Source organism: Dermacoccus sp. GAS27A, assembly GCF_044909235.1.
Taxonomy (GTDB): domain Bacteria; phylum Actinomycetota; class Actinomycetes; order Actinomycetales; family Dermatophilaceae; genus Dermacoccus; species Dermacoccus nishinomiyaensis.
Genome location: NZ_JBIYDW010000004.1, coordinates 24,920 through 45,202 on the forward strand (window position 1 = coordinate 24,920; position 20,283 = coordinate 45,202).

Consider the following 20,283-nt stretch of genomic DNA (forward strand, 5'->3'; position numbering starts at 1 on the left):
GCGGCTAGGGTCACCCCATGACCCACATCAGGACCGGCCCCGTCACGGACGACGCTTCCACCAATCCGCTGCTGACGCGCAGCGACCTGCCGTTCGAGTTGCCGCCGTTCGAACGCATCCGCGCCGAGCACTTCGTCCCGGCCTTCGAGCATCTCGAGCAGCAGGTGCGGCGCACCCTCGCGGACATCACGCAGCCGCAGACACCGGCGACGTTCGTCGACGTCGTCGAGCCGTTGGAACGCGATCACGCGGCCACCGAACGCGTGTTGGCGCCGCTTCACACCCTGACCGGTTCTGACACGACACCGCCGTTGCAGGCCCTCGAGGACGAGCTCGCGCCGCGCGTCGCCGCCCTGGCGGACCTCGTCGACGTCGATGCTGCGCTGCTCGAGAAGCTGCGCGAGGTTCGAGCCGGCGACGCCACGATGAGCCCCGAACAGAGCCATATCGTCGAGCGCCGGATCAAGGCGATGACGCTTGCCGGCGCGGCCCTCACCCCGGAGGCTGCCGAGCAGGTCAAGGCGATCAACGGCGAGCTCGCCACACTCGGCGCCGAGTTCGACCGCCGCCTGCTGGCCGACACCGCGGCCCTGGCCGTCGTCGTCGAGGAGCGTTCGGGCCTCGCAGGCCTCGACGACGCCGAGATCGACGCCCTGGCACGGCCCGAGCAGGACGGCGGCGGCTACGTCATCCCTCTCACGTATCCGACGGGACATCCCTACCTCGCGCGTCTGCGTGATCGTGACCTGCGTCGACGCATCATGACGGCGTCGACGGCGCGGTGCAGTCGCGGCGACGAGAACGACACGAGGGAGCTGGTTCGGGACATCGCCCGCCTGCGTGCCCGTCGAGCCGCGCTGCTGGGCTTCGACAGCCACGCCGCGTGGGCGACGGCGGACAGCACGGCCAGGACGCCCGAGGCGGTGCTCGACATGCTCGCTCCCATCGCGCGTGCCGCCGGCGAGAACGCCCGCGCCGAGATCGAGGTGCTAGCCGCCACGGCCCGCGAGGACGGGGTGGACACGATCGAGTCGTGGGATCACGCGTACTACGCCGAGCAGGTCAGAGCGCGAGATCACGACGTCGACCTGGAGGCCCTGCGTCCCTACTTCGAGCTCGAACGTGTTCTCGAGCGGGGCGTGTTCGCCGCGGCCGAGCAGCTGTACGGCCTCACGTTCACCCCGCGAGCCGATCTGCGGGGCTGGAACGCTGACACGCGCGTGTTCGAGGTGCACGACGAGGACGGGGGCGCCGTCGGCCTGTACCTGCTCGATCCGTACGCCCGCCCGAGCAAGCGCGGCGGCGCGTGGATGCATCCGCTCGTCGAGCAGAACGACCTCCTCGGCCAGGCCCCGGTCGTCTGCAACAACCTCAACGTGACGCGGCCGTCGCAGGGGGAGCCCACCCTCATGACGTTCGACGAGGTGGAGACGTTCTTCCACGAGTTCGGCCATGCCCTGCACGGGCTGCTGTCGCAGGTGCGTCACCCGTCGGTCTCGGGGCCCAACGTCGAACGGGACTTCGTCGAGTTCCCCAGCCAGGTCAACGAGATGTGGATGCTGTGGCCGAGCGTCGTCGAGCGCTACGCCCAGCACGTCGAGACGGGGGAGACGCTGCCGGAGGCGGTGCGTGATCGCCTCGAGGCCTCGGCGACCTGTAACCAGGGTTTCGCCACCAGTGAGCTGGTGGGCGCCGCATTGCTCGACTTCTCCTGGCACCTGCTCACCGAGCAGGACGAGGTGCCGTCCGTCGAGCAGATGGCCGAGACGGTACGGCGCCGGTACGGACTGGACATCGACGCCGTGCCCTCCCGCTATGCCGCGCCGTACTTTCAGCACGTCTTCTCCGGTGGGTACTCGGCGGGGTACTACGGCTACCTGTGGTCGGAGGTGCTCGATGCGGACGCATGCGAGTGGTTCGTCGAGAACGGGGGAGCGACGCGCGAGAACGGACGTCGGTTCGCCGAACGGATCCTCGGCGTGGGCGGTAGCGCAGACCCCATGGGGGCGTACGAGAGCTTCCGCGGCCGGGCGCCGTCGCCGGGGCCGATGTTCCGCCGTCGCGGCCTCGAGGCCAGGAGTTCCGGGTCGCGCTGACGTCGGCCAGATGTCGTCCTTGTTTCGTGAGTAACGATGTCGTCACGGGCCGTCCCCCAGCCGTTCATCTTCGGCGCCCACCACATATTCTTCAATGGCCGCTGAAGGAAAGACCTTCCGACCAGCGTTCATCACCGTCTCGTGAAGGAGACACGCCCGCGTGCTTCGCTACATCCTCCGAAAAGCGCTGGGGTGGGTGGTCATGATCTTCGTGGCCACCAACCTGACGTTCTTCCTGGCTTCCTTCTTCCTGAAGCCCGAGTCGAACTATCTGGCGCGGCGACCCCCGCTCAGCCACGACCAGATCGTTCGCTCCCTGGACCAGTACAACCTGAACCCCGACGAATCGGTCTTCACGAAGTGGTGGACGTGGTTCCAGGGCGTGTTCTTCCACTGGGACTGGGGTCAGTCGCCGACGGGTGTCGACGTCAACTCCGAGGTCGCCTACCGGGCCGCCATCAGCGCCCAGCTCGTGCTCGGTGCGACGATTCTCAGTGCGGTCCTCGGCATCGCGCTGGCCGTCTACAGCGCAGCTCGCCAGTACCGCTTCGGCGACCGCGTGGCCCAAGCCACGTCGATCATCACGCTCAACATCCCCCTGCCGGTGGCGGCGCTGTGCGTCGTGTTCCTCGGCATCTGGGCCAACCAGAAGCTCGGTCACACCGTCTTCTACGTCGCCGGTGCGCAAGATCCGAACGTCAGTGGGTTCTGGGCGACGCTCGTCAGCCGCCTGGCACATCTCGTGCTGCCGTCGATCACCCTCATCCTCGTTGGTTACGCCAGCTACCACATGACTCAGCGCACGCTCCTGCTCGACACCGTGGACGCGGACTTCGTGCGCACCGCCCGGGCCAAGGGGCTCACGCGCCAGGAGGCCATCCGCCGCCACGGACTGCGCACGTCGCTCATTCCGACGGCCGCCCAGCTCGCGTTCTCCATCCCGGCGATGTTCACCGGCGCGATCATGACAGAGACGATCTTCGCCTGGAAGGGCATGGGGCAGTACTTCACCCAGACCATCGGGCAGAACGACATCCACGGCACCGTCGCCATCGCGGCGTTCGGCGCCCTCATGACGGCCATCGGCGCGATCCTCGCGGACCTCGCGACCGTCGCCCTCGACCCCCGAGTGCGGGTGAGCTGAGCCATGACGAACGACTTCAACCCCATCGAGCCCGAAAGCGTCGAACAGGCCGCCATCTCGCCGGAGACGGTCCGCGAGACGCGCCTACCGGACGGTTCGCCCACCCCTGAGCTGACCGAGGGCGACCCCAAGCGCGACGGCGCCGCCGCTCCGCTCACCCGCCGAAAGCTCTACATGCGCCGTTTCATGCGCAACAAGGGCGGCGTCCTGGGTCTCGTCATCCTCCTGGGTCTCATCGTGTTCTCGATCGTCGGCGGGTTCTTCACGCAGTGGAACTACACCGACCCCGACTTCCTCACGCTGCAGCAGGGTCCGGGCGGGAGCCACTTCTTCGGCACCAACCAGGCCGGTAATGACACCTACGCCCAGGCCGTCCACGGTCTGCAGCGATCCATCATCATCGGTGTGAGCGTGTCGGCGCTGACGACGATCATCTCGGCGGTCGTCGGAGCCTGGGCCGCCTACGTGGGTGGGCGTCTGGAGAAATTGACCCTCGGTCTCATCCACTTCCTCCTCGTGGTGCCGAGCTTCCTCATCCTGGCGCTCATCTCCACCTACTTCCAGGGCGACTGGCGCGTCCTCATCTTCGTGCTGACCCTCTTCGGCTGGGTGTTCTCGGCCCGCATCGTGTGGACGATCTCGACATCCGTGCGCGAACGCGAATACGTCGCGGCCGCCGAGTTCATGGGAGTGCCGACGACGAAGGTGGTGCTTCGCCACGTCATCCCGAACATCGGGTCGCTGCTCATCGTGAACTTCACCCTCGGCGTCGTCTCCACCATCATGAGCGAGACCGGCCTGTCCTTCCTCGGGTTCGGCATCAAGCAGCCCGACGTGTCGCTCGGTTCGATGCTCGCCGACGGCGCGAATTCGGTCTACTCCGCGCCGTGGCTGTTCGCCTTCCCCTCTCTGCTCCTCGTCATGCTCACCGTCTCGATGGCACTCATCGGTGACGGCTTGCGTGACGCGCTCGACCCGAACTCCAAGGCTGGTGGCAACGCATGAGCACCCCGATCTCCGTCTCCGGTGGCGGCATGCTGGACAAGGCGGGCAGCAGCCCGCTGATCTCGGTCAAGGATCTCGCGGTGTCCTTCCCCTCCGAAGCGGGGCGTGTCGACGCGGTGCGCGGCGTCAGCTTCGACATCGCACGCGGTGAGACGCTCGGCATCGTCGGCGAGTCCGGCTCGGGCAAGTCCGTCACGTCCACGGCCATCATGGGTCTGCTGCCGAGCTACGCGAAGGTTGACGGCAGCATCACCCTCGACGGTGAAGAGCTGCTGGGACGCACCGACAAGGAGATGTCGAAGGTGCGCGGCAAGCGCATCGGCATGGTGTTTCAGGATCCCCTGTCGGCGCTGACGCCGATCTTCACCGTCGGTGACCAGATCGTCGAAGCGATCCTCATCCATCAGGACATCACCAAGGCGAAGGCGTGGGAGCAGGCCGTCGCGCTGCTCGACCTCGTCGGCATCCCCAACCCGAAGACCCGTGCGAAGTCGTTCCCGCACGAGTTCTCCGGCGGTATGCGTCAGCGTGTCGTCATCGCCCTGGCCATCGCGAACAACCCGGACCTCATCATCGCGGACGAGCCGACCACCGCACTCGATGTGACGGTGCAGGCCCAGGTGCTCGAGGTGCTCAAGAAGGCCCAGCGTGAGACGGGCGCCGCCGTGCTCATGATCACGCACGACCTGGGCGTCGTCGCCGGTCAGGCCGACCGTGTCGGCGTCATGTACGCCGGCCGCCTCATCGAGACGGGGACGGCGGACGACGTCTTCGCCGCACCGCGGATGCCGTACACCATCGGCCTGCTCGGGGCCGTGCCCCGCGTCGACGCGACGGGGCGTGAGGCGCTCGCACCGATCAAGGGCACGCCGCCGTTGCTCGTCGACCTCCCGGACGCGTGCCCGCTCATCCCGCGCTGCCCGATCGCGACCGCGGAGTGCGGCAACGGCGAACCAGCCCTGCGTCCCGTCGGCTCCGCGACGCATCGTGCGGCCTGCATCCGCGCCGACGAGATCTCCGGGCGGGGCTTCATCGGCTCCGAACCCATCTTCCCCCGACCCGTCATCGAGGATCCCGCCGCCGGCATCCCCCGCGACGAGCGCGCGAGCGTCCTGCGCCTGGACGACGTGACGAAGACGTTTCCGCTCATGAAGGGCGCCGTGCTCAAGCGTCGCGTCGGCTCGGTCTACGCCGTCGCCGGCATCGACCTCGACCTGCGGGAGGGGGAGACCCTCGGTCTCGTCGGGGAGTCCGGCTCGGGCAAGACGACCACCCTCATGGAGATCATGCGGATGGGTCAGCCCGAGACGGGCGACATCGAGATCGCAGGGCAGAGCATCAAGAACGCCTCGAGGTCGCAGCGCAAGGATCTGCGTCGCGACATCCAGATGGTCTTCCAGGACCCGATGGGTGCCCTCGACCCGCGCATGACGGTGCACGGCATCATCAGCGAACCGCTCGTCGCGCTCGGTGGGTCGAGCAAGCACGAGATCGACGAGCGGGTCGAGGAGCTCATGGCGCTCGTCGGGCTCAACCCGCAGCACTCCGACCGTTTCCCGGCCGCCTTCTCCGGCGGACAGCGTCAACGCATCGGCATCGCCCGTGCGCTCGCCACGAACCCGAAGACGGTCGTGCTCGACGAGCCGGTCTCCGCGCTCGACGTGTCGATCCAGGCCGGCGTCATCAACCTGCTCGCCGAGCTGAAGGCCCGTCTCGGCCTCAGCTACCTCATCGTCGCCCACGACCTCGCCGTCGTGCGTCACATCTCGGATCGGGTCGCGGTCATGTACCTCGGCAAGATCGTCGAGGTCGGTGCCGTCGACGACGTGTTCGAGCGCCCGATGCACCCCTACACCAAGGCGCTCCTGTCCGCCATCCCCGTGCCGGACCCGGTGGTCGAACGTAGCCGTGAGCGGATCCTGCTCACGGGCGACCTGCCCAGCCCGACCTCCTCAGAGCCCGGGTGCCGCTTCGTCTCGCGGTGCCCGTTGTATAAGACCCTCGACGACGCGAAGCAGCAGCTGTGCCGGGACACGACGCCCGAGCTCATGTCTGTGACCGGCGCCGATCATGCCCACGCCTGTCACTTCGCAGGCGGGGCCGACACAAAGGAAGTTCACTCATGAAGTCGATGAAGACGGCGTCCGGCGCCTTCGTTCTCGCCAGCGCTCTGCTGCTCACCGGGTGTTCCGGGGGCTCGTCGGACGACAAGGGCGACGACAGCAAGAAGACGACGAACACCTCGTTGCAGAAGAGCTACAACGAGCAGCCGGCGTCGGCCCTCAAGGATGGTGGCACGTACACCACCGCCACGACCGAGGTCTCTCCGCAGTTCAACCCGTTCCAGCAGGACGGCACCCGCTACACCTCGGACGTGTGGCGCTGGTACAACCCCGTCCTCAAGACGTACGCGGCTGACGGCAGCAAGGTCATCTGGAACAAGGCCTACATCGAGGACGCCAAGAGCGAGGTCAAGGGTGACAAGCTCGTCGTCACCTACACGATGAACCCGAAGGCGAAGTACAACGACGGCTCGCCGATCGACTGGAAGTCCTTCGAGAACACGTGGAAGGCCAACAGCGGCAAGGACAAGGCGTTCCTGCCCAGCTCGACGGATGGCTTCTCGGCCATCGAGTCCGTGGCGAAGGGCAAGGACGACCACGAGGCCGTCATCACGTTCAACCAGCCGGGCGTGTGGTGGGAAGGTCTGTTCGACTTCCTGCTCAACCCGAAGGTGAGCTCCGCGGACCAGTTCAACAAGTTCTACCTGAACAACCCGCACGCCGAGCTCGGCGCGGGCCCGTACAAGATCGAGAAGTACGACTCGAAGGCCGGCACCATCTCGTTCGTCCGTAACGAGAAGTGGTGGGGCGACAAGGGCAAGCTCGACAAGCGCACGTTCATCACGATGGAGGCCTCGGCGTCCATCAACGCGTTCAAGAACGGGCAGATCGACTCGACGAACGCGACGACCAAGGACCGTCTGCAGCAGGTGAAGGATGTTCCCAACACCGAGCTGCGCCGCGGTTCCTCCCCCTCGAACAGCCTGCTCACCCTCAACGGCAAGAGCCCGCTGCTCGCGGACAAGGCCGTTCGCAAGGCCATCATGGAAGGCGTCGACCGCAGCAAGCTCGCCGAGATCGAGTTCAACGGTCTCGACTACAAGGAGGAGCTGCCCGGCTCGTTCCTGCTCTTCAGCTTCCAGAAGGGCTACGAGAACAACGTCTCGACGAAGTTCGACGCCGAGCAGGCGAAGAAGGACCTCGACGCGGCGGGCTGGAAGGCCGGTTCGGACGGCGTCCGTTCCAAGGACGGCAAGAAGCTGACCCTCAGCTACGTCAACCTCGGTGACGACCCGGTCAACAAGGCCCAGGCCACGGCGATGCAGGCGATGCTCAAGGGCATCGGCGTCGACATGAAGATCGACCAGCGCGCCTCGTCGGAGTTCTCGAACGTCATCACGAAGAAGGACTTCGACCTCTTCCCGATGGGCTTCAGCTCCTCCGACCCCTACGGTGTGGCGTACGCCTGCCAGGTGTGGTGCTCGGACTCTGGCCTGAACCAGTCCGGTGTCGCGGACAAGTCGCTCGACCCGAAGTTCAAGGACCTGACGAAGATCGGCGACAAGGACAAGCAGATCGCCGAGGCCAACAAGCTGGAGAAGCAGGCCATGGACCAGTACGGCATCCTGCCGCTGACGAACGGTCCGGTCATCATGGCAACGAAGAAGGGGCTCGCGAACGTCGGTGCGTCCGTGTTCTCCTTCCCGTTCCCGGAGACCATCGGTTGGCAGAAGTGACGTCAGCGCCGATGCGCGCCTGACATGACGGGCGAGGCCCGGTTCCCGCACAGGGGGCCGGGCCTCGTCCGTTCGTTCGCGCGCCGCGGTGCCCCGCACCGCCCGGCCGGTCACGGCGCCGCCATGATGGGGAAATGGCGCGCGCTCGTGGGATGATGGGCGACGCACACCCGTACGACTTCTCACGAATGAGGGCGATTGATGGAAACCGCCGAGATCAGGCGCCGCTGGCTGCAGTTCTTCGAAGGCAAGGGCCACACGGTCGTCCCGAGCGCACCGCTCATCTACGACGACCCGAACCTGCTCTTCGTCAACGCCGGCATGGTGCCGTTCAAGCCGTACTTCCTCGGTCAGGCCACGCCGACGTTCACGCGCGCGACCAGCGTGCAGAAGTGCGTGCGCACGGGTGACATCGAAGAGGTCGGCAAGACGAGCCGTCACGGCACGTTCTTCCAGATGAACGGCAACTTCAGCTTCGGTGACTACTTCAAGGAAGACGCGATCAAGTTCGCGTGGGAGCTGCTCACGACGCACCAGAGCCAGGGCGGGTACGGTCTCGACGCCGACCGTCTGTGGCCGACGGTGTTCGAGAGCGACGACGAGGCCTACGCGATCTGGAAGGACGTTATCGGCGTCGACGCCGCGCGCATCACGCGCCGCGACGCGAACGACAACTACTGGAGCATGGGCGTACCCGGCCCCGGTGGGCCGTGCTCGGAGATCTTCTTCGACCGCGGCGCCGAGTACGGCGTCGAGGGTGGCCCGGCGGTCGACGAGGACCGCTACATGGAGATCTGGAACCTGGTCTTCATGCAGTACGAGCTGTCCGCCGTGCGCAGCAAGGCTGACTTCGACGTCGCCGGCGAACTGCCGCGCCGTAACATCGACACCGGCATGGGCCTGGAGCGCATGGCGTCGGTGCTGCAGGGCGTCGACAACCTCTACGAGATCGACGAGGTCTACCCAGTCCTCGACATGGCCGCCGAGATGACGGGCAAGCGCTACGGCGCGAACTCGGGCCAGTCGGCCGCGAGCAGCCACCCTGACGACGTCCACCTGCGCGTCGTCGCCGACCACGTGCGCAGCTCGCTCATGCTCATCGGTGACGGCGTGACGCCGGGCAACGAGGGGCGCGGGTACGTCCTGCGCCGCATGCTGCGCCGCGCGGTGCGCGCGATGCGCCTGCTCGGCTACGCCGACCCGGCGCTGCCGCACCTGGTCCCGATCTCGATGGAGCGGATGTCGCAGTCGTACCCCGAGCTCAAGACCGACTTCGCGCGCATCTCGCAGATCGCGTACGCCGAGGAGGAGGCATTCCGCCGCACCCTCGTCGCTGGTACGACGATCCTCGATACCGCGGTCGCGAGGGCGAAGCAGACGACGGACCAGCAGGCGGGCGGCGACAAGCCCGTCCTCACCGGCGACCAGGCGTTCAGCCTCCACGACACGTACGGCTTCCCGATCGACCTCACCCTCGAGATGGCGGCCGAGCAGGGAGTCAGCGTCGACGAGGCCGGTTTCCGTCGCCTCATGGACGAGCAGCGTCAGCGCGCCAAGGCCGACGCCAAGGCGAAGAAGGCCGGCCACGGTGACGTCGCCGTCTGGACGCAGCTGCGCGAGGCCGGGGCCACCGAGTTCCTCGCCTACGAGACGCTGCAGGCCGAGGCGAGCGTGCGCGGCCTCGTCGCGAACGGCTCGGCCGTCGAACAGCTCGAGCCGGGTCAGAGCGGCCAGGTCGTGCTCGACCGCACGTCGTTCTACGCCGAATCCGGTGGTCAGATCGCCGACGAGGGCATCATCGTCACGCCCGCCGGTCGCCTCAAGGTCGTCGATGTGCAGCGCCCGGTCAAGGGCCTCATCGCGCACACGGTCGAGGTGCTCGACGGGCCCGTCCGCGTTGGTGAGGGCGTCCAGACGCAGGTCGACCCCGAATGGCGCATCTCCGCCTGCCAGGCGCACTCGGGCACGCACGTCGTGCACGCCGCGCTGCGCGAGGTGCTCGGCCCGTCGGCGCTGCAGAGCGGCTCGTACAACAAGCCCGGTTACCTGCGTCTCGACTTCGCGTGGAACTCGGCCCTGTCGCCCGAGGCGCGCAGCGAGATCGAGGAGGTCTCCAACCTCGCCCTGCGTCGTGACCTACCCGTCGCCGCGCAGTACATGACGCTGCCCGAGGCAAAGGAGTGGGGCGCGATCGCCCTGTTCGGCGAGACCTACGACGAGCAGGTGCGCGTCATCGAGATCGGCGGCCCCTGGTCGCGAGAGCTCTGTGGTGGCACGCACGTCGCGCACAGCTCGCAGATCGGTGCGCTCACGCTCACCGGCGAGTCGTCCGTCGGTTCGGGCGTGCGCCGTCTCGAGGCGTTCGTCGGGATCGACGCGATGCGCTACCTCGCGAAGGAGCGCGCCCTCGTCGCCGACCTCACGTCGATGACGAAGGCGCAGCCGGGTGAGCTCAAGGACAAGATCTCCGAGATGCTGACGCGCATCAAGGACGCCGAGCGCGAGCTCTCGCGCCTCAAGCAGCAGCAGATGGCCGCTGCGGCCGGCTCCCTCGTCGAGCAGGCGAAGGACGTCTTCGGGGTGCGCTTCATCGGTCATCACGACGACGCGATCGACGCCGACGCGGCCCGGGCGATGGCGACGGATCTGCGCGCCAAGCTCGGCGACGCGGCCCCGAGCGTCGTCGCAGTCGGCGGCGTGAGCAAGGGCCGCCCCGTCATCGTCATCGCGACGAACGCGCCGGCACGCGAGTGGCGCGTCAAGGCCGGTGACCTCGTCAAGGTCGCGGCCGGCGTGCTCGGTGGTGGTGGCGGCGGCAAGGCGGACCTCGCACAGGGTGGCGGCCAGGACGCCTCGAAGCTCGGCGCCGCGATCGCCGAGGTCGAGCACGCCGTCGGCCGCACGGTCACGAACTGAAGGTGCGGCGGGCTCGTCATGCGTGAGGGGATCAGGTTGGGCGTCGACGTCGGCACCGTGCGTGTCGGCGTCGCCGTCAGCGACCCTGGCGGCATCATGGCGACGCCCGTCGAGACCCTCGCGCGCGCGAGCGCGAGCGACAAGGACGTGCAGCGCGTGGCCGAGCTCGCGGACGACGCTCGTGCCCTCGAGGTCGTCGTCGGCCTGCCCCTCAACATGAAGGGTGAGGACACCGCGTCGACACAGGCCGCTCGCGCCTGGGCCAACACGCTGAAGCGTCTTCGGCCCGCGCTTCGCGTCATTCTCGTCGATGAGCGTCTAACATCTGTGTCCGCGCACCAATCGCTCCACGCCAGTGGGGTGGCCGGGCGCAAGCACAGGCAGCACGTCGACCAGCAGGCCGCCGTTCTCATCCTGCAGGCCGCACTCGAGACCGAGCGTGGCACCGGAAGGCCGCCCGGCCTCGAGGTGGGGGGCCGCAAGCCCCGTGCGCGACGACGGACAAGCGAAGGTGACACCCACGATGCCTGATTCTCCCCGCGAGCGTCTCTTCGGGAGCGGCAACGACGAGGTCGACCCCAGCCAGAGCGTCCGTCGCGACGGCGAACGCAGCGCACCCACTCGGGCAGAGCTGCCACAGGCGCGACGGCTGCAGTCGCGACGTGAACATCGCGCCCGCGCTGATGCGCAACGCGAGGCCCACGCTCTCCGCCCAGCCGGCGGGAGCGAGGTCGACTACAACCCGAACAAGCGCCGCGGTCTCGTGACCCTGGCGCTCGCGCTCGTCCTCGTCGTCGCCGCCGGATCCTTCGCGTGGCGCACCCTGGGGCTGAGCCTGCCGTCGTTCAGCAGCTCAGGGGGCGACTACTCGGGCACGGGGGAGAACGAGACCGCCGAGGTCAAGATCAACAAGGGTGACGCGGGCAGCACGATCGGTTCAGCGCTCGTCGCGGCCGGGGTGACGAAGTCGACGTCGGCCTTCGTCGAGGCGATGGCGGCGTCACCGAACGTCAACCTGACGCCCGGCGTCTACAAACTCAGGAAGAAGCAGAGCGCCGATTCGGCGCTCTCCGCGCTGCAGGACCCGAAGAACCGCGTCGGCGGCGGCATCGTCATCCAAGAGGGCCTGTGGCAGAGCGAGATCTTCGCGAAGCTGTCGAAGGGCACCGGCCACCCCGTCAGTGAGTACGAGGCCGTGACGCCCGCGCAGCTCGGCCTGCCGAGCACGATGAACGGCAAGCTCGAGGGCTGGCTGTTCCCCTCGACGTACGACTTCGACAAGTCGATGTCGGCGAAGCAGCAGCTGCAGACGATGGTGACGAACACCAAGGAGCAGATCAACTCGCTCAACATCCCGGCCGACCAGATCCAGAAGGTGCTGACGAAGGCCAGCATCGTGCAGGCCGAGTCGCCCAACGCGGCGAACGACGGCAAGGTGGCCCGCGTCATCGACAACCGCCTGTCGAGCGGGATGAAGCTGCAGATGGACTCGAGCGTCCACTACGTCATCCACAAGCGCGGCACGGTGACGACGACCGACGCCGACCGCGCCAACCCGAGCCCGTACAACTCGTACGTGCACGCGGGTCTGCCGCCGACGCCGTACAACAGCCCCGGTCTCGACGCGATCAAGGCCGCCGCGAACCCGACGCCGGGCACGTGGAAGTACTTCGTCGCCGTCAACCTCGACACCGGCGAGACGCTGTTCGCGGACACCTACGACCAGCAGCTCGAGAACGAGAAGAAATTCCAGGCCTGGTGCAAGGCCAACCCCGGACGCGGCTGCTGATGCCCCGCGCACTCGTCGTCGGCTCGCCGATCGACCATTCGCTCTCGCCTACGCTGCACGAGGCGGGGTATCGAGCGGCGGGCCTGGACGACTGGTCGTACGCACGTGCCGAGGTCGTCGCTGATGAGGTGCGCGCATTCGTGGCCAGGCTCGACCACGATGTCGTCGGACTGTCGGTGACGATGCCGTGCAAGGAAGCGGCGTTGGCTGTGGCTGACGAGGCGTCGGCGCTCGCTGGTGACGTCGGCGCGGCCAACACGCTCGTGCGGCGTGACGGTGGTTGGTTCGCCGACAACACCGACGTCCACGGCGTCGTCGAAGCCCTGCGCGCCGCCGGGTGCGCGGGTGGCCGGGGCGCCGTCGTCATCGGCTCGGGCGCGACGGCACGTTCCGTCGTCGCCGCTCTGTCGCGTCTCGGCGTGCGCGAGGTGATGTTCGTCGTGCGCGAGCAGGCGCGCCCCGAGACGCTGGCACTGGCGCGCTCGCTGGGCATGAGCACCCGCGTCGTGCGCGAGGACGACGAGGACGCGGCGTGGGCGGTCGGCATGGCGCTGCTCGTCGTCCAGACGTCCCCGGCCGGGGGCGCGGACGCCCTCGCTGCGCGCGTCGTCGACGCCCCGTCGTTGCGCATCGGCGCGGCCGGCGGGCCGTTCGTCCTCGACGTCGTCTACGCCGATTGGCCGACGGCATTCGCCCGCACGATGAGTGCGCGCGGTGCGACCGTCGTCAGCGGCCTCGACATGCTCGTGCACCAGGCCGCGGCACAGTTCGAGCTGTTCACCGGCCACACTGCCCCCATCGCGGACATGATGGAGGCCGGGCGCGCCGCCGTGAAATGATCGGCCGCATGCTTCGTTGGTTGACCGCAGGTGAATCGCACGGCCCGGCCCTCATGGGCGTCATCGAGGGGCTGCCCGCCGGCGTCGAGGTGACGTCGCAGAACATCTCCGACGCCCTCGCGCGCCGTCGCCTCGGCTACGGGCGCGGCGCCCGCATGAAGTTCGAGCAGGACGTCGTGACGTTCGTCGGCGGCCTGCGTCACGGCGTGACGCTCGGTTCGCCGCTCGCGCTGCAGATCGGCAACAGCGAATGGCCGAAATGGGAGACCGTCATGTCGCCCGATCCGGTCGAGGCATCCGCGTACGAGGCGTCGAACGACGTCAACGCCGAGAAGGAGATCGCGCGCAACAAGCCGTTGACGCGCCCGCGCCCCGGCCACGCCGACCTCGTCGGCATGCAGAAGTACGGCTTCGCCGACGCCCGCCCCGTCCTCGAACGCGCCTCCGCGCGCGAGACCGCGGCGCGCGTCGCCCTCGGTGAGGTCGCCGCGCGCTTCCTCGAGCAGGCCTACGGCATCCGGCTCGTCTCGCACACCGTCGCCGTCGGGACGGCCGCCGTCGCCGACGACTCACCGCTGCCGCACCCCGACGACGTCGCGGCCCTCGACGCCGACCCCGTGCGCACCCTCGACGCCGACGGCTCGGCGCGCATGGTCGCCGAGATCGACGCGGCGAAGAAGGCGGGCGACACGCTCGGCGGCGTCGTCGAGGTCTGCGCCTACGGTCTGCCCCCGGGCCTCGGCTCGCACGTACATTGGGACCGCCGCCTCGACGCGCGCCTCGCCGCCGCGATGATGGGCATCCAGGCGATCAAGGGTGTCGAGATCGGTGACGGGTTCACTACGGCCGCGCGCCGCGGTTCGGCCGCTCACGACGAGATGGTGCGCGGTGACGACGGCGTCATCCGTCGCCAGTCGAACCGTGCCGGTGGCACCGAGGGCGGCATGTCGACCGGTGACGTGCTGCGGGTGCGCGCCGCGATGAAGCCCATCTCGACGGTGCCGCGGGCGCTCGCGACCGTCGACGTCGCGACGGGTGAGGCCGCGACGGCGATCCACCAGCGTTCCGACGTCTGCGCCGTTCCGGCGGCTGGCGTCGTCGCGGAGGCGATGGTCGCGCTCGTACTCGCCGAGGCGTGCGTCGAGAAGTTCGGTGGAGACTCGGTCGCCGAGACGCGGCGCAACCTCGAGAGCTACCTCGCCAACATCCCCGATCTGCTCACGACGTGGGAGTGAGCGCGCCACCGACGCCTGCGGCTGACGCCGAGCGCCACCACCCGCGTCCCCGCGCCGTGCTCGTCGGGCCGATGGCGTCCGGCAAGTCGTCCGTCGGGCGCTCCCTCGCGGCGCGCTGGGGCGTCGAACTGCGCGACAGCGACGCGCTCATCGTCGAACGCCTCGGCTGCTCGATCAGTGACTACTTCGCGACGCACGGCGAGGCCGCGTTCCGCGAGGTCGAGCGCGACGTCATCACCGAGCAGCTCGGCACGTTCGACGGAGTCCTCGCGCTCGGTGGCGGGGCGGTGCTCGACGACTCGACGCGGGCGGCGCTGCGCGAGCACACCGTCGTCTACCTGACCGTCGACGAACGCAACGCCGGCTACCGCATCCGCGGCGACGTGACGCGCCCGATCCTCGCGAACGGTGGCATCGACACGTGGCGGCGCATCTTCGCCGAACGCCGACGGCTCTACGAGGAGGTCGCGACGGTCACCGTCGACACCTCGCGCGGGACGACGGGTGCCTCGGCCACGCGCATCATCGAGGCGCTCGTCGCGGCCGAGCACGAGACACCCGTCTCGACCGGTGGAAAGCGCCCGTTGCCGTCTTCGGTGGCAGCGACGATCGCGCGACGACGCATCCTCGGAGCCACACGAGGCGGCCGGACGCGCCGCGACGAAGGAGAGACGCCATGAGCATCATCAGTGTGGGAACCGCGTATGCCGTGCACATCGGCGAGGGGGTGCTGCAAGACCTCGCGGGCACCGTCCCGGCCGGGGTGGCGCGGGCACTGATCGTCGAGCAGGCGGCGGTGACGGCGATTGCCGACCGCGTCGAAGAAGCGCTGCGTGGCCGCGGCATCGACGTCGTGCGCGAGGTCGTGCCCAACGGCGAGGCTGCCAAGACGATCGAGGTGAGCGCGCGCCTGTGGGGCGTCATGGCGCGAGCCGGCTTCACGCGCACCGACGTCGTCGTCGGCGTCGGCGGGGGAGCGGTGACCGACCTCGCCGGCTGGGTTGCCGCGTCGTGGCTGCGCGGCGTGGGCGTCATCCAGGTGCCGACGACGGTGCTCGCGATGGTCGACGCGGCGGTCGGCGGCAAGACCGGCATCAACATCGCCGAGGGCAAGAACCTCGTCGGCGCGTTCCACGAGCCGCTCGCCGTGTTCGCCGACCTCGCCACGGTGCGGACGCTACCCGAACGCGACGTCGCGGCCGGGCTCGCAGAGGTCGTCAAGTGCGGTTTCATCCGCGACGAACGGATCCTCGAACTCGTCGAGGCCGACCCGGCTGCGTGCCTCGACGTGACGAGCCCGCAGCTCGTGGAACTCGTCGAGCGGGCCATCAGCGTCAAGGCCTCGGTCGTGGCGGCCGACCTCAAGGAATCGAACCTGCGCGAGATCCTCAACTACGGCCACACATTCGCGCACGCCATCGAGCAGCTCGAGAACTACACCTGGCGACACGGTGACGCCGTCGCCGTCGGCTGCGTGTTCGCCGCCGAACTGGCCTGCGCGGCAGGCGTGCTCGGGCGCAACGATGTGGAGCGGCAGCGCGCCGTCATCACCTCGCTCGGGCTGCCGACGACGTACGCGGGCGGTGACTTCGACGAGATGCTCACCGTCATGGGGCGTGACAAGAAGACGCGCGGCACGACGCTGCGCTTCGTCGTCCTGCACGGCATCGGCGACGTCCACCGCCTCGAAGGCCCGACGCGCGAGCAGCTGCGCGCAGCCTTCGACGCGGTGACTGGCTGAGACGCACCGTTCAGCGCGTCGGCTGCTCCTTCTTCGCCGTCTCGCGGTCACCGGCGGCGGTGCCGGCGTTCTCGAAGTCGCCGGCGACCATGATGTCGGTGATCTCGCGCGCCAGTTCGTCGCCGAGGCGCCCCCAGTCGGGCTGGTAGCCGAAGACGTCGGCGAGGCCGGTGCCCTTGCGCATCCCGTCGAGCAATTCGACGTCGTCGGGCGTCAGCAGACCGGGGTGCGCGACGCCGACGGCGTCACTGATCTTCAGCAGGTCCTTGCGCAGCGCGACGAGGTAGTTCGCGAGGCGAACCTTCTTGAGCTCGGGGTCAAGGCCGTGCGCGAGCCACGCGTTCTGCGTCGCGACGCCCGTCGGGCAGGTGTCCTCGTGGCACTTCTGCGTCTGCAGGCAGCCGATCGACAGCATCGCCTCGCGCGCGACGTTGATCATGTCGGCCCCCATCGCGAACGCCTGCGCCGCCGTGATCGGCAGGCCGAGCTTGCCGGAGGCGATGAACACGACGTCGTCGGTGAGGCCGGCCTCCGCGAACAGGGCGTAGACGCGCGAGAAGCCGACGGCCCAGGGGAGCGCGACCGAGTCGGAGAACACGACGGGCGCCGCACCCGTGCCACCCTCGCCGCCGTCGATCGTCACGAAGTCGACTCCGCGGCGCGGGCCGTCGACGCTCGACATCGCTGCCGTCAGCTGCTGCCAGAAACCCATCTCGCCGACGGCCGACTTGATGCCCACGGGCAGGCCGGTGCGCTCGGCGATCCTCTCGACGAGGTCGAGCATCGAGTCGATGTCGTGGAACGCGGTGTGCCGTGACGGCGAGACGACGGTCTCGCCCTGCGGGACGCCGCGGATGTCGGCGATCTCCTTCGTCACCTTCGCGCCGGGCAGGACGCCGCCGAGGCCCGGTTTGGCGCCTTGGGAGAGCTTGATCTCGATGGCCCTGACGGGCGCCGACTCGACGACGGTGACGAGCTTGTCGAGGTCCAAGTGGCCGTCTTCGGCACGGCAGCCGAAGTAGCCGGTGCCGATCTGCAGGATGAGGTCGCCGCCGCTTCGGTGATAGGTGGACAACCCGCCCTCGCCGGTGTTGTGCATCGCCCCGGCGAGTGCGACGCCCTTGTTGAGCGCGGTGATCGCCGCGCCGGAGAGCGAGCCGAAGCTCATCGCGGAGACGTTGACGACCGAGCGCGGACGGAACGCCTTGGCGCGTCCGCGGGCGCCGCCGAGCACCTTCGCACAGGGGATGGCGTGGTCGTCGGTCTCCGCGGCATGCGACTGCGCGAACGTGCGGTGCTTGACGATCGGGTAGCCCTCGTTGCACTCGAGGTCGTTGTCGGTGCCGAAGCCGACGTAGTTGTTGACGCCCTTGGCCGAGCGGTAGATCCAGGCGCGCTGGTCGCGGCTGAACGGGCGCTCCTCGTCGTTGCCGGCGACGATGTACTGCCGCATCTCGGGGCCGATCAGCTCGATCGCGTAGCGCGCGTGGCCGAGGACGGGGAAGTTGCGCAGCAGCGAGTGGTTCTTCTGCGTGAGGTCGTAGGCGGCGACACCGGCCGTGCCGAGTGCGGGCAGGGCGGCTACGAGGCGAGTCCACTTCATGCGCCAAGTATGGCGAGGCTCGACGTGAAATGCATCACGCGCAGGTGTGGAACGTCGATCGGGGGAGGTGCGCTCACACGATAGACTCGATGCTGATGCCCGTGCGCCTGCGCGGGCGATTGTTGACCGGCCGCGCGGATCACCGTCCGCAGCGGCATCACCCGGGTGCGCGTTCACGGGGCCGACGAGCCCTGGCGCTGCCCGATGAACGAAGGCGGATCTCCATGGCGAGCACGAACGACCTCAAGAACGGCATGGTTCTCAAGATCGACAACGGGCTGTGGTCCGTCGTCGAGTTCCAGCACGTCAAGCCCGGCAAGGGCCCGGCCTTCGTCCGCACGAAGCTCAAGAACGTCATGAGCGGCAAGATCGTCGACAAGACGTTCAACGCCGGCGTCAAGGTCGAGACGGCCAACGTCGACCGCTCCGACATGCAGTACCTCTACAAGGACGGCGACGACTACGTGTTCATGGACACGAAGACGTACGACCAGATCAACATCCCGGCCACCGCCGTCGGCGACGCCGCGAACTTCCTGCTCGAGAACCAAGAGGCGATCGTCGCGCAGAACGACGGCACCGTCCTCTACGTCGAGCTGCCTGCGTCCGTCGTCCTGGAGATCACGCACACCGAGCCGGGCCTGCAGGGCGACCGCTCCACCGGTGGCACGAAGCCCGCGACGCTCGAGACGGGCGCCGAGATCCAGGTGCCGCTGTTCCTCGAGCAGGGCACGAAGGTCAAGGTCGACACGCGCGACGGCTCCTACCTCGGCCGCGTCTCCTGATCGATGGGTGCTCGCACCAAGGCGCGCAAGCGCGCCCTCGACCTGTTGTTCGAAGCCGAGCAGCGTGAGATCAACGCGAAGGACCTGCTCGACGAGCGCGTCCTCGCGCCCGTGACGCCGGCTCCGTTGCCGGAGTACACCGCGGTGCTCGTGCGCGGCGTCGTCGACCACTGGCGCACGATCAACGAAGCGCTCGAGACGTACGCACGCGGTTGGACGCTCGATCGCATGCCCGCCGTCGATCGCGCGCTGCTGCGCGTCGCGGCCTACGAGGTGCTCTACGTCGACGACGTGCCCGACGGCGTCGCCGTCTCCGAGGCCAAGAACCTGGCGACCGAGCTGTCGACCGACAACTCGCCGCAGTTCATCGGTGGTCTGCTGACCAAGCTGTCCGAAGTGAAGTCGAGCATCGTCGACTGACGGCCCCGTCCACCGTTCACATGACACGACCCACCCGTTCGCGCGGGTGGGTCGTGTCATGTCGCTCGCATGGGCCTGAGTGCCGCGATAGGCTCGGATCATGCCCGTCGCCTCCCTCTCCGATGTCGAACACGCGCAGCGAGTGCTGTTGTACGGCGTCACGGGATCGGGCAAGTCGACGGCGGCGGCGCGGCTCGGCGCTGCCCTGGGGCTGCCCGTCCACCTCGTCGACGACGAGGTCGGGTGGCTGCCCGGTTGGATCGAGCGTCCGCAGGATGAGCAGCGGGCTCTGGCGCACCAGATGGCGAGCGCACAGGGCTGGGTCGTCGATTCGGCGTACGGCGCCTGGAGGGACGTCATGCTCGAGCGGGCGCAGGTCGTCATCGCGCTCGACTACTCGCGTGCCCTCACCCTCTCCCGCCTCGTGCGCCGCTGCGTCCATCGCCTCACCACTCGCACGCCCGTGTGCAACGGGAACACGGAGAGCGTGCGACAGCTGTTCTCGCGCAACTCCATCGTGCGGTGGCACTTCTCATCGTTCGCGCGCAAACGCGAGCGCATGCGCCGTTGGGAGGCTGCGCCGGAGGGGGTGCCCGTGCTGCGGCTGACGCATCCGCGCGCGTTCGACCGGCTCGTCCAGTCGCTGGAGCTGGACAACATCGGGGCCGCGTCGCGAGAAGCAGCGCTGCGGCACGGCGGCATCGATGACCTGCCCGCCCCGGCCGGTGACGACGCGGCGCGCTTCGTCGAGTTCTGAACGTTCATTCACGGTGTCCGACCTCGGAGACTGCCAAGAGCAGGTCATTAGGCCGAGTGCCGGGGTCCCAACAGGACGACGCCGGTCAGGCGTGGCCGGCGAGGCGCGATAAGGTGGGCAGCGGAATCATCCTTTAACGATCCGTCCTGTGAGG

16 protein-coding genes are annotated in these 20,283 nt (G+C 68.5%); 15 read left to right on the top strand and 1 reads right to left on the bottom strand.

Translation table 11 applies throughout. The features are described 5' to 3' along the window. Positions 1-17 precede the first annotated feature (17 nt). The 12 genes from ABH936_RS05270 (at position 18) to aroB (ending at position 16,564) form a co-directional block, all read left to right on the top strand. Entirely contained in the window at positions 18-2,096 is a 2,079-nt protein-coding gene (locus ABH936_RS05270) for a M3 family metallopeptidase (RefSeq protein ID WP_074045231.1), read from the top strand. Positions 2,097-2,256: 160 nt separating this feature from the next. Next, a complete protein-coding gene (locus tag ABH936_RS05275; RefSeq protein ID WP_074039476.1) occupies positions 2,257-3,240 on the top strand; it encodes an ABC transporter permease in 984 nt (327 codons plus the stop codon). Between the two features lie 3 nt (positions 3,241-3,243). After that, on the top strand, positions 3,244-4,245 hold the full coding sequence (locus ABH936_RS05280) for an ABC transporter permease (RefSeq protein ID WP_083607114.1): 1,002 nt from the start codon (positions 3,244-3,246) through the stop codon (positions 4,243-4,245). Beyond that, entirely contained in the window at positions 4,242-6,371 is a 2,130-nt protein-coding gene (locus ABH936_RS05285) for a dipeptide ABC transporter ATP-binding protein (protein ID WP_404602773.1), read from the top strand. The genes ABH936_RS05280 and ABH936_RS05285 overlap by 4 nt, the downstream gene beginning before the upstream one ends. Then, positions 6,368-8,044, top strand: coding sequence for an ABC transporter family substrate-binding protein (locus tag ABH936_RS05290; RefSeq protein ID WP_404602774.1), 1,677 nt, complete (start codon positions 6,368-6,370; stop codon positions 8,042-8,044). The genes ABH936_RS05285 and ABH936_RS05290 overlap by 4 nt, the downstream gene beginning before the upstream one ends. Positions 8,045-8,245: 201 nt before the next feature. Next, complete coding sequence (gene alaS / locus ABH936_RS05295; protein ID WP_404602775.1) at positions 8,246-10,960, top strand: alanine--tRNA ligase; 2,715 nt, start codon at positions 8,246-8,248, stop codon at positions 10,958-10,960. Positions 10,961-10,978: 18 nt separating this feature from the next. After that, positions 10,979-11,491 carry a Holliday junction resolvase RuvX gene (ruvX, locus tag ABH936_RS05300; protein WP_038568518.1) on the top strand — a complete coding sequence of 171 codons (513 nt, stop codon included), beginning with the start codon at positions 10,979-10,981 and terminating at the stop codon, positions 11,489-11,491. Beyond that, positions 11,484-12,749 (top strand): endolytic transglycosylase MltG, encoded by a 1,266-nt coding sequence (gene mltG, locus ABH936_RS05305; protein ID WP_404602776.1) that lies wholly within the window; start codon positions 11,484-11,486, stop codon positions 12,747-12,749. The genes ruvX and mltG overlap by 8 nt, the downstream gene beginning before the upstream one ends. Further along, positions 12,749-13,588, top strand: coding sequence for a shikimate dehydrogenase (locus tag ABH936_RS05310; RefSeq protein WP_062258150.1), 840 nt, complete (start codon positions 12,749-12,751; stop codon positions 13,586-13,588). Before mltG ends, ABH936_RS05310 begins: the two co-directional genes overlap by 1 nt. An 8-nt stretch (positions 13,589-13,596) precedes the next feature. Further along, positions 13,597-14,823, top strand: a complete 1,227-nt coding sequence (gene aroC / locus ABH936_RS05315) for a chorismate synthase (RefSeq protein WP_006943800.1) — start codon at positions 13,597-13,599, stop codon at positions 14,821-14,823. Beyond that, positions 14,820-15,503, top strand: a complete 684-nt coding sequence (locus ABH936_RS05320; protein ID WP_131941123.1) for a shikimate kinase — start codon at positions 14,820-14,822, stop codon at positions 15,501-15,503. Before aroC ends, ABH936_RS05320 begins: the two co-directional genes overlap by 4 nt. Next, positions 15,500-16,564 carry a 3-dehydroquinate synthase gene (aroB, locus tag ABH936_RS05325; RefSeq protein ID WP_259877977.1) on the top strand — a complete coding sequence of 355 codons (1,065 nt, stop codon included), beginning with the start codon at positions 15,500-15,502 and terminating at the stop codon, positions 16,562-16,564. The genes ABH936_RS05320 and aroB overlap by 4 nt, the downstream gene beginning before the upstream one ends. 10 nt (positions 16,565-16,574) lie before the next feature. Here the strand turns inward: aroB and ABH936_RS05330 are convergent, their stop codons facing one another. Beyond that, a complete protein-coding gene (locus tag ABH936_RS05330; protein ID WP_259877976.1) occupies positions 16,575-18,167 on the bottom strand; it encodes an FMN-binding glutamate synthase family protein in 1,593 nt (530 codons plus the stop codon). A 224-nt stretch (positions 18,168-18,391) separates the two neighbouring features. On the opposite strand from ABH936_RS05330, the gene efp reads away from it, so the two are divergent. The 3 genes from efp (at position 18,392) to ABH936_RS05345 (ending at position 20,129) form a co-directional block, all read left to right on the top strand. Continuing rightward, complete coding sequence (gene efp, locus ABH936_RS05335; RefSeq protein WP_006943829.1) at positions 18,392-18,952, top strand: elongation factor P; 561 nt, start codon at positions 18,392-18,394, stop codon at positions 18,950-18,952. A gap of 3 nt (positions 18,953-18,955) precedes the next feature. Then, positions 18,956-19,372, top strand: a complete 417-nt coding sequence (gene nusB / locus ABH936_RS05340) for a transcription antitermination factor NusB (protein WP_006943739.1) — start codon at positions 18,956-18,958, stop codon at positions 19,370-19,372. Between the two features lie 100 nt (positions 19,373-19,472). Then, positions 19,473-20,129, top strand: coding sequence for a hypothetical protein (locus ABH936_RS05345; protein WP_006943811.1), 657 nt, complete (start codon positions 19,473-19,475; stop codon positions 20,127-20,129). Positions 20,130-20,283 lie beyond the last annotated feature (154 nt).

Bases quoted from the DNA above. Each gene is read 5' to 3' on its own strand.
- ABH936_RS05270 (WP_074045231.1), top strand. From the start codon at position 18: ATGACCCACATCAGGACCGGCCCCGTCACGGACGACGCTTCCACCAAT.
- ABH936_RS05280 (WP_083607114.1), top strand. From the start codon at position 3,244: ATGACGAACGACTTCAACCCCATCGAGCCCGAAAGCGTCGAACAGGCC.
- ABH936_RS05285 (WP_404602773.1), top strand. From the start codon at position 4,242: ATGAGCACCCCGATCTCCGTCTCCGGTGGCGGCATGCTGGACAAGGCG.
- ABH936_RS05290 (WP_404602774.1), top strand. From the start codon at position 6,368: ATGAAGTCGATGAAGACGGCGTCCGGCGCCTTCGTTCTCGCCAGCGCT.
- alaS (WP_404602775.1), top strand. From the start codon at position 8,246: ATGGAAACCGCCGAGATCAGGCGCCGCTGGCTGCAGTTCTTCGAAGGC.
- ruvX (WP_038568518.1), top strand. From the start codon at position 10,979: ATGCGTGAGGGGATCAGGTTGGGCGTCGACGTCGGCACCGTGCGTGTC.
- mltG (WP_404602776.1), top strand. From the start codon at position 11,484: ATGCCTGATTCTCCCCGCGAGCGTCTCTTCGGGAGCGGCAACGACGAG.
- ABH936_RS05310 (WP_062258150.1), top strand. From the start codon at position 12,749: ATGCCCCGCGCACTCGTCGTCGGCTCGCCGATCGACCATTCGCTCTCG.
- aroC (WP_006943800.1), top strand. From the start codon at position 13,597: ATGCTTCGTTGGTTGACCGCAGGTGAATCGCACGGCCCGGCCCTCATG.
- aroB (WP_259877977.1), top strand. From the start codon at position 15,500: ATGAGCATCATCAGTGTGGGAACCGCGTATGCCGTGCACATCGGCGAG.
- ABH936_RS05330 (WP_259877976.1), bottom strand. From the start codon at position 18,167: ATGAAGTGGACTCGCCTCGTAGCCGCCCTGCCCGCACTCGGCACGGCC.
- efp (WP_006943829.1), top strand. From the start codon at position 18,392: ATGGCGAGCACGAACGACCTCAAGAACGGCATGGTTCTCAAGATCGAC.
- nusB (WP_006943739.1), top strand. From the start codon at position 18,956: ATGGGTGCTCGCACCAAGGCGCGCAAGCGCGCCCTCGACCTGTTGTTC.
- ABH936_RS05345 (WP_006943811.1), top strand. From the start codon at position 19,473: ATGCCCGTCGCCTCCCTCTCCGATGTCGAACACGCGCAGCGAGTGCTG.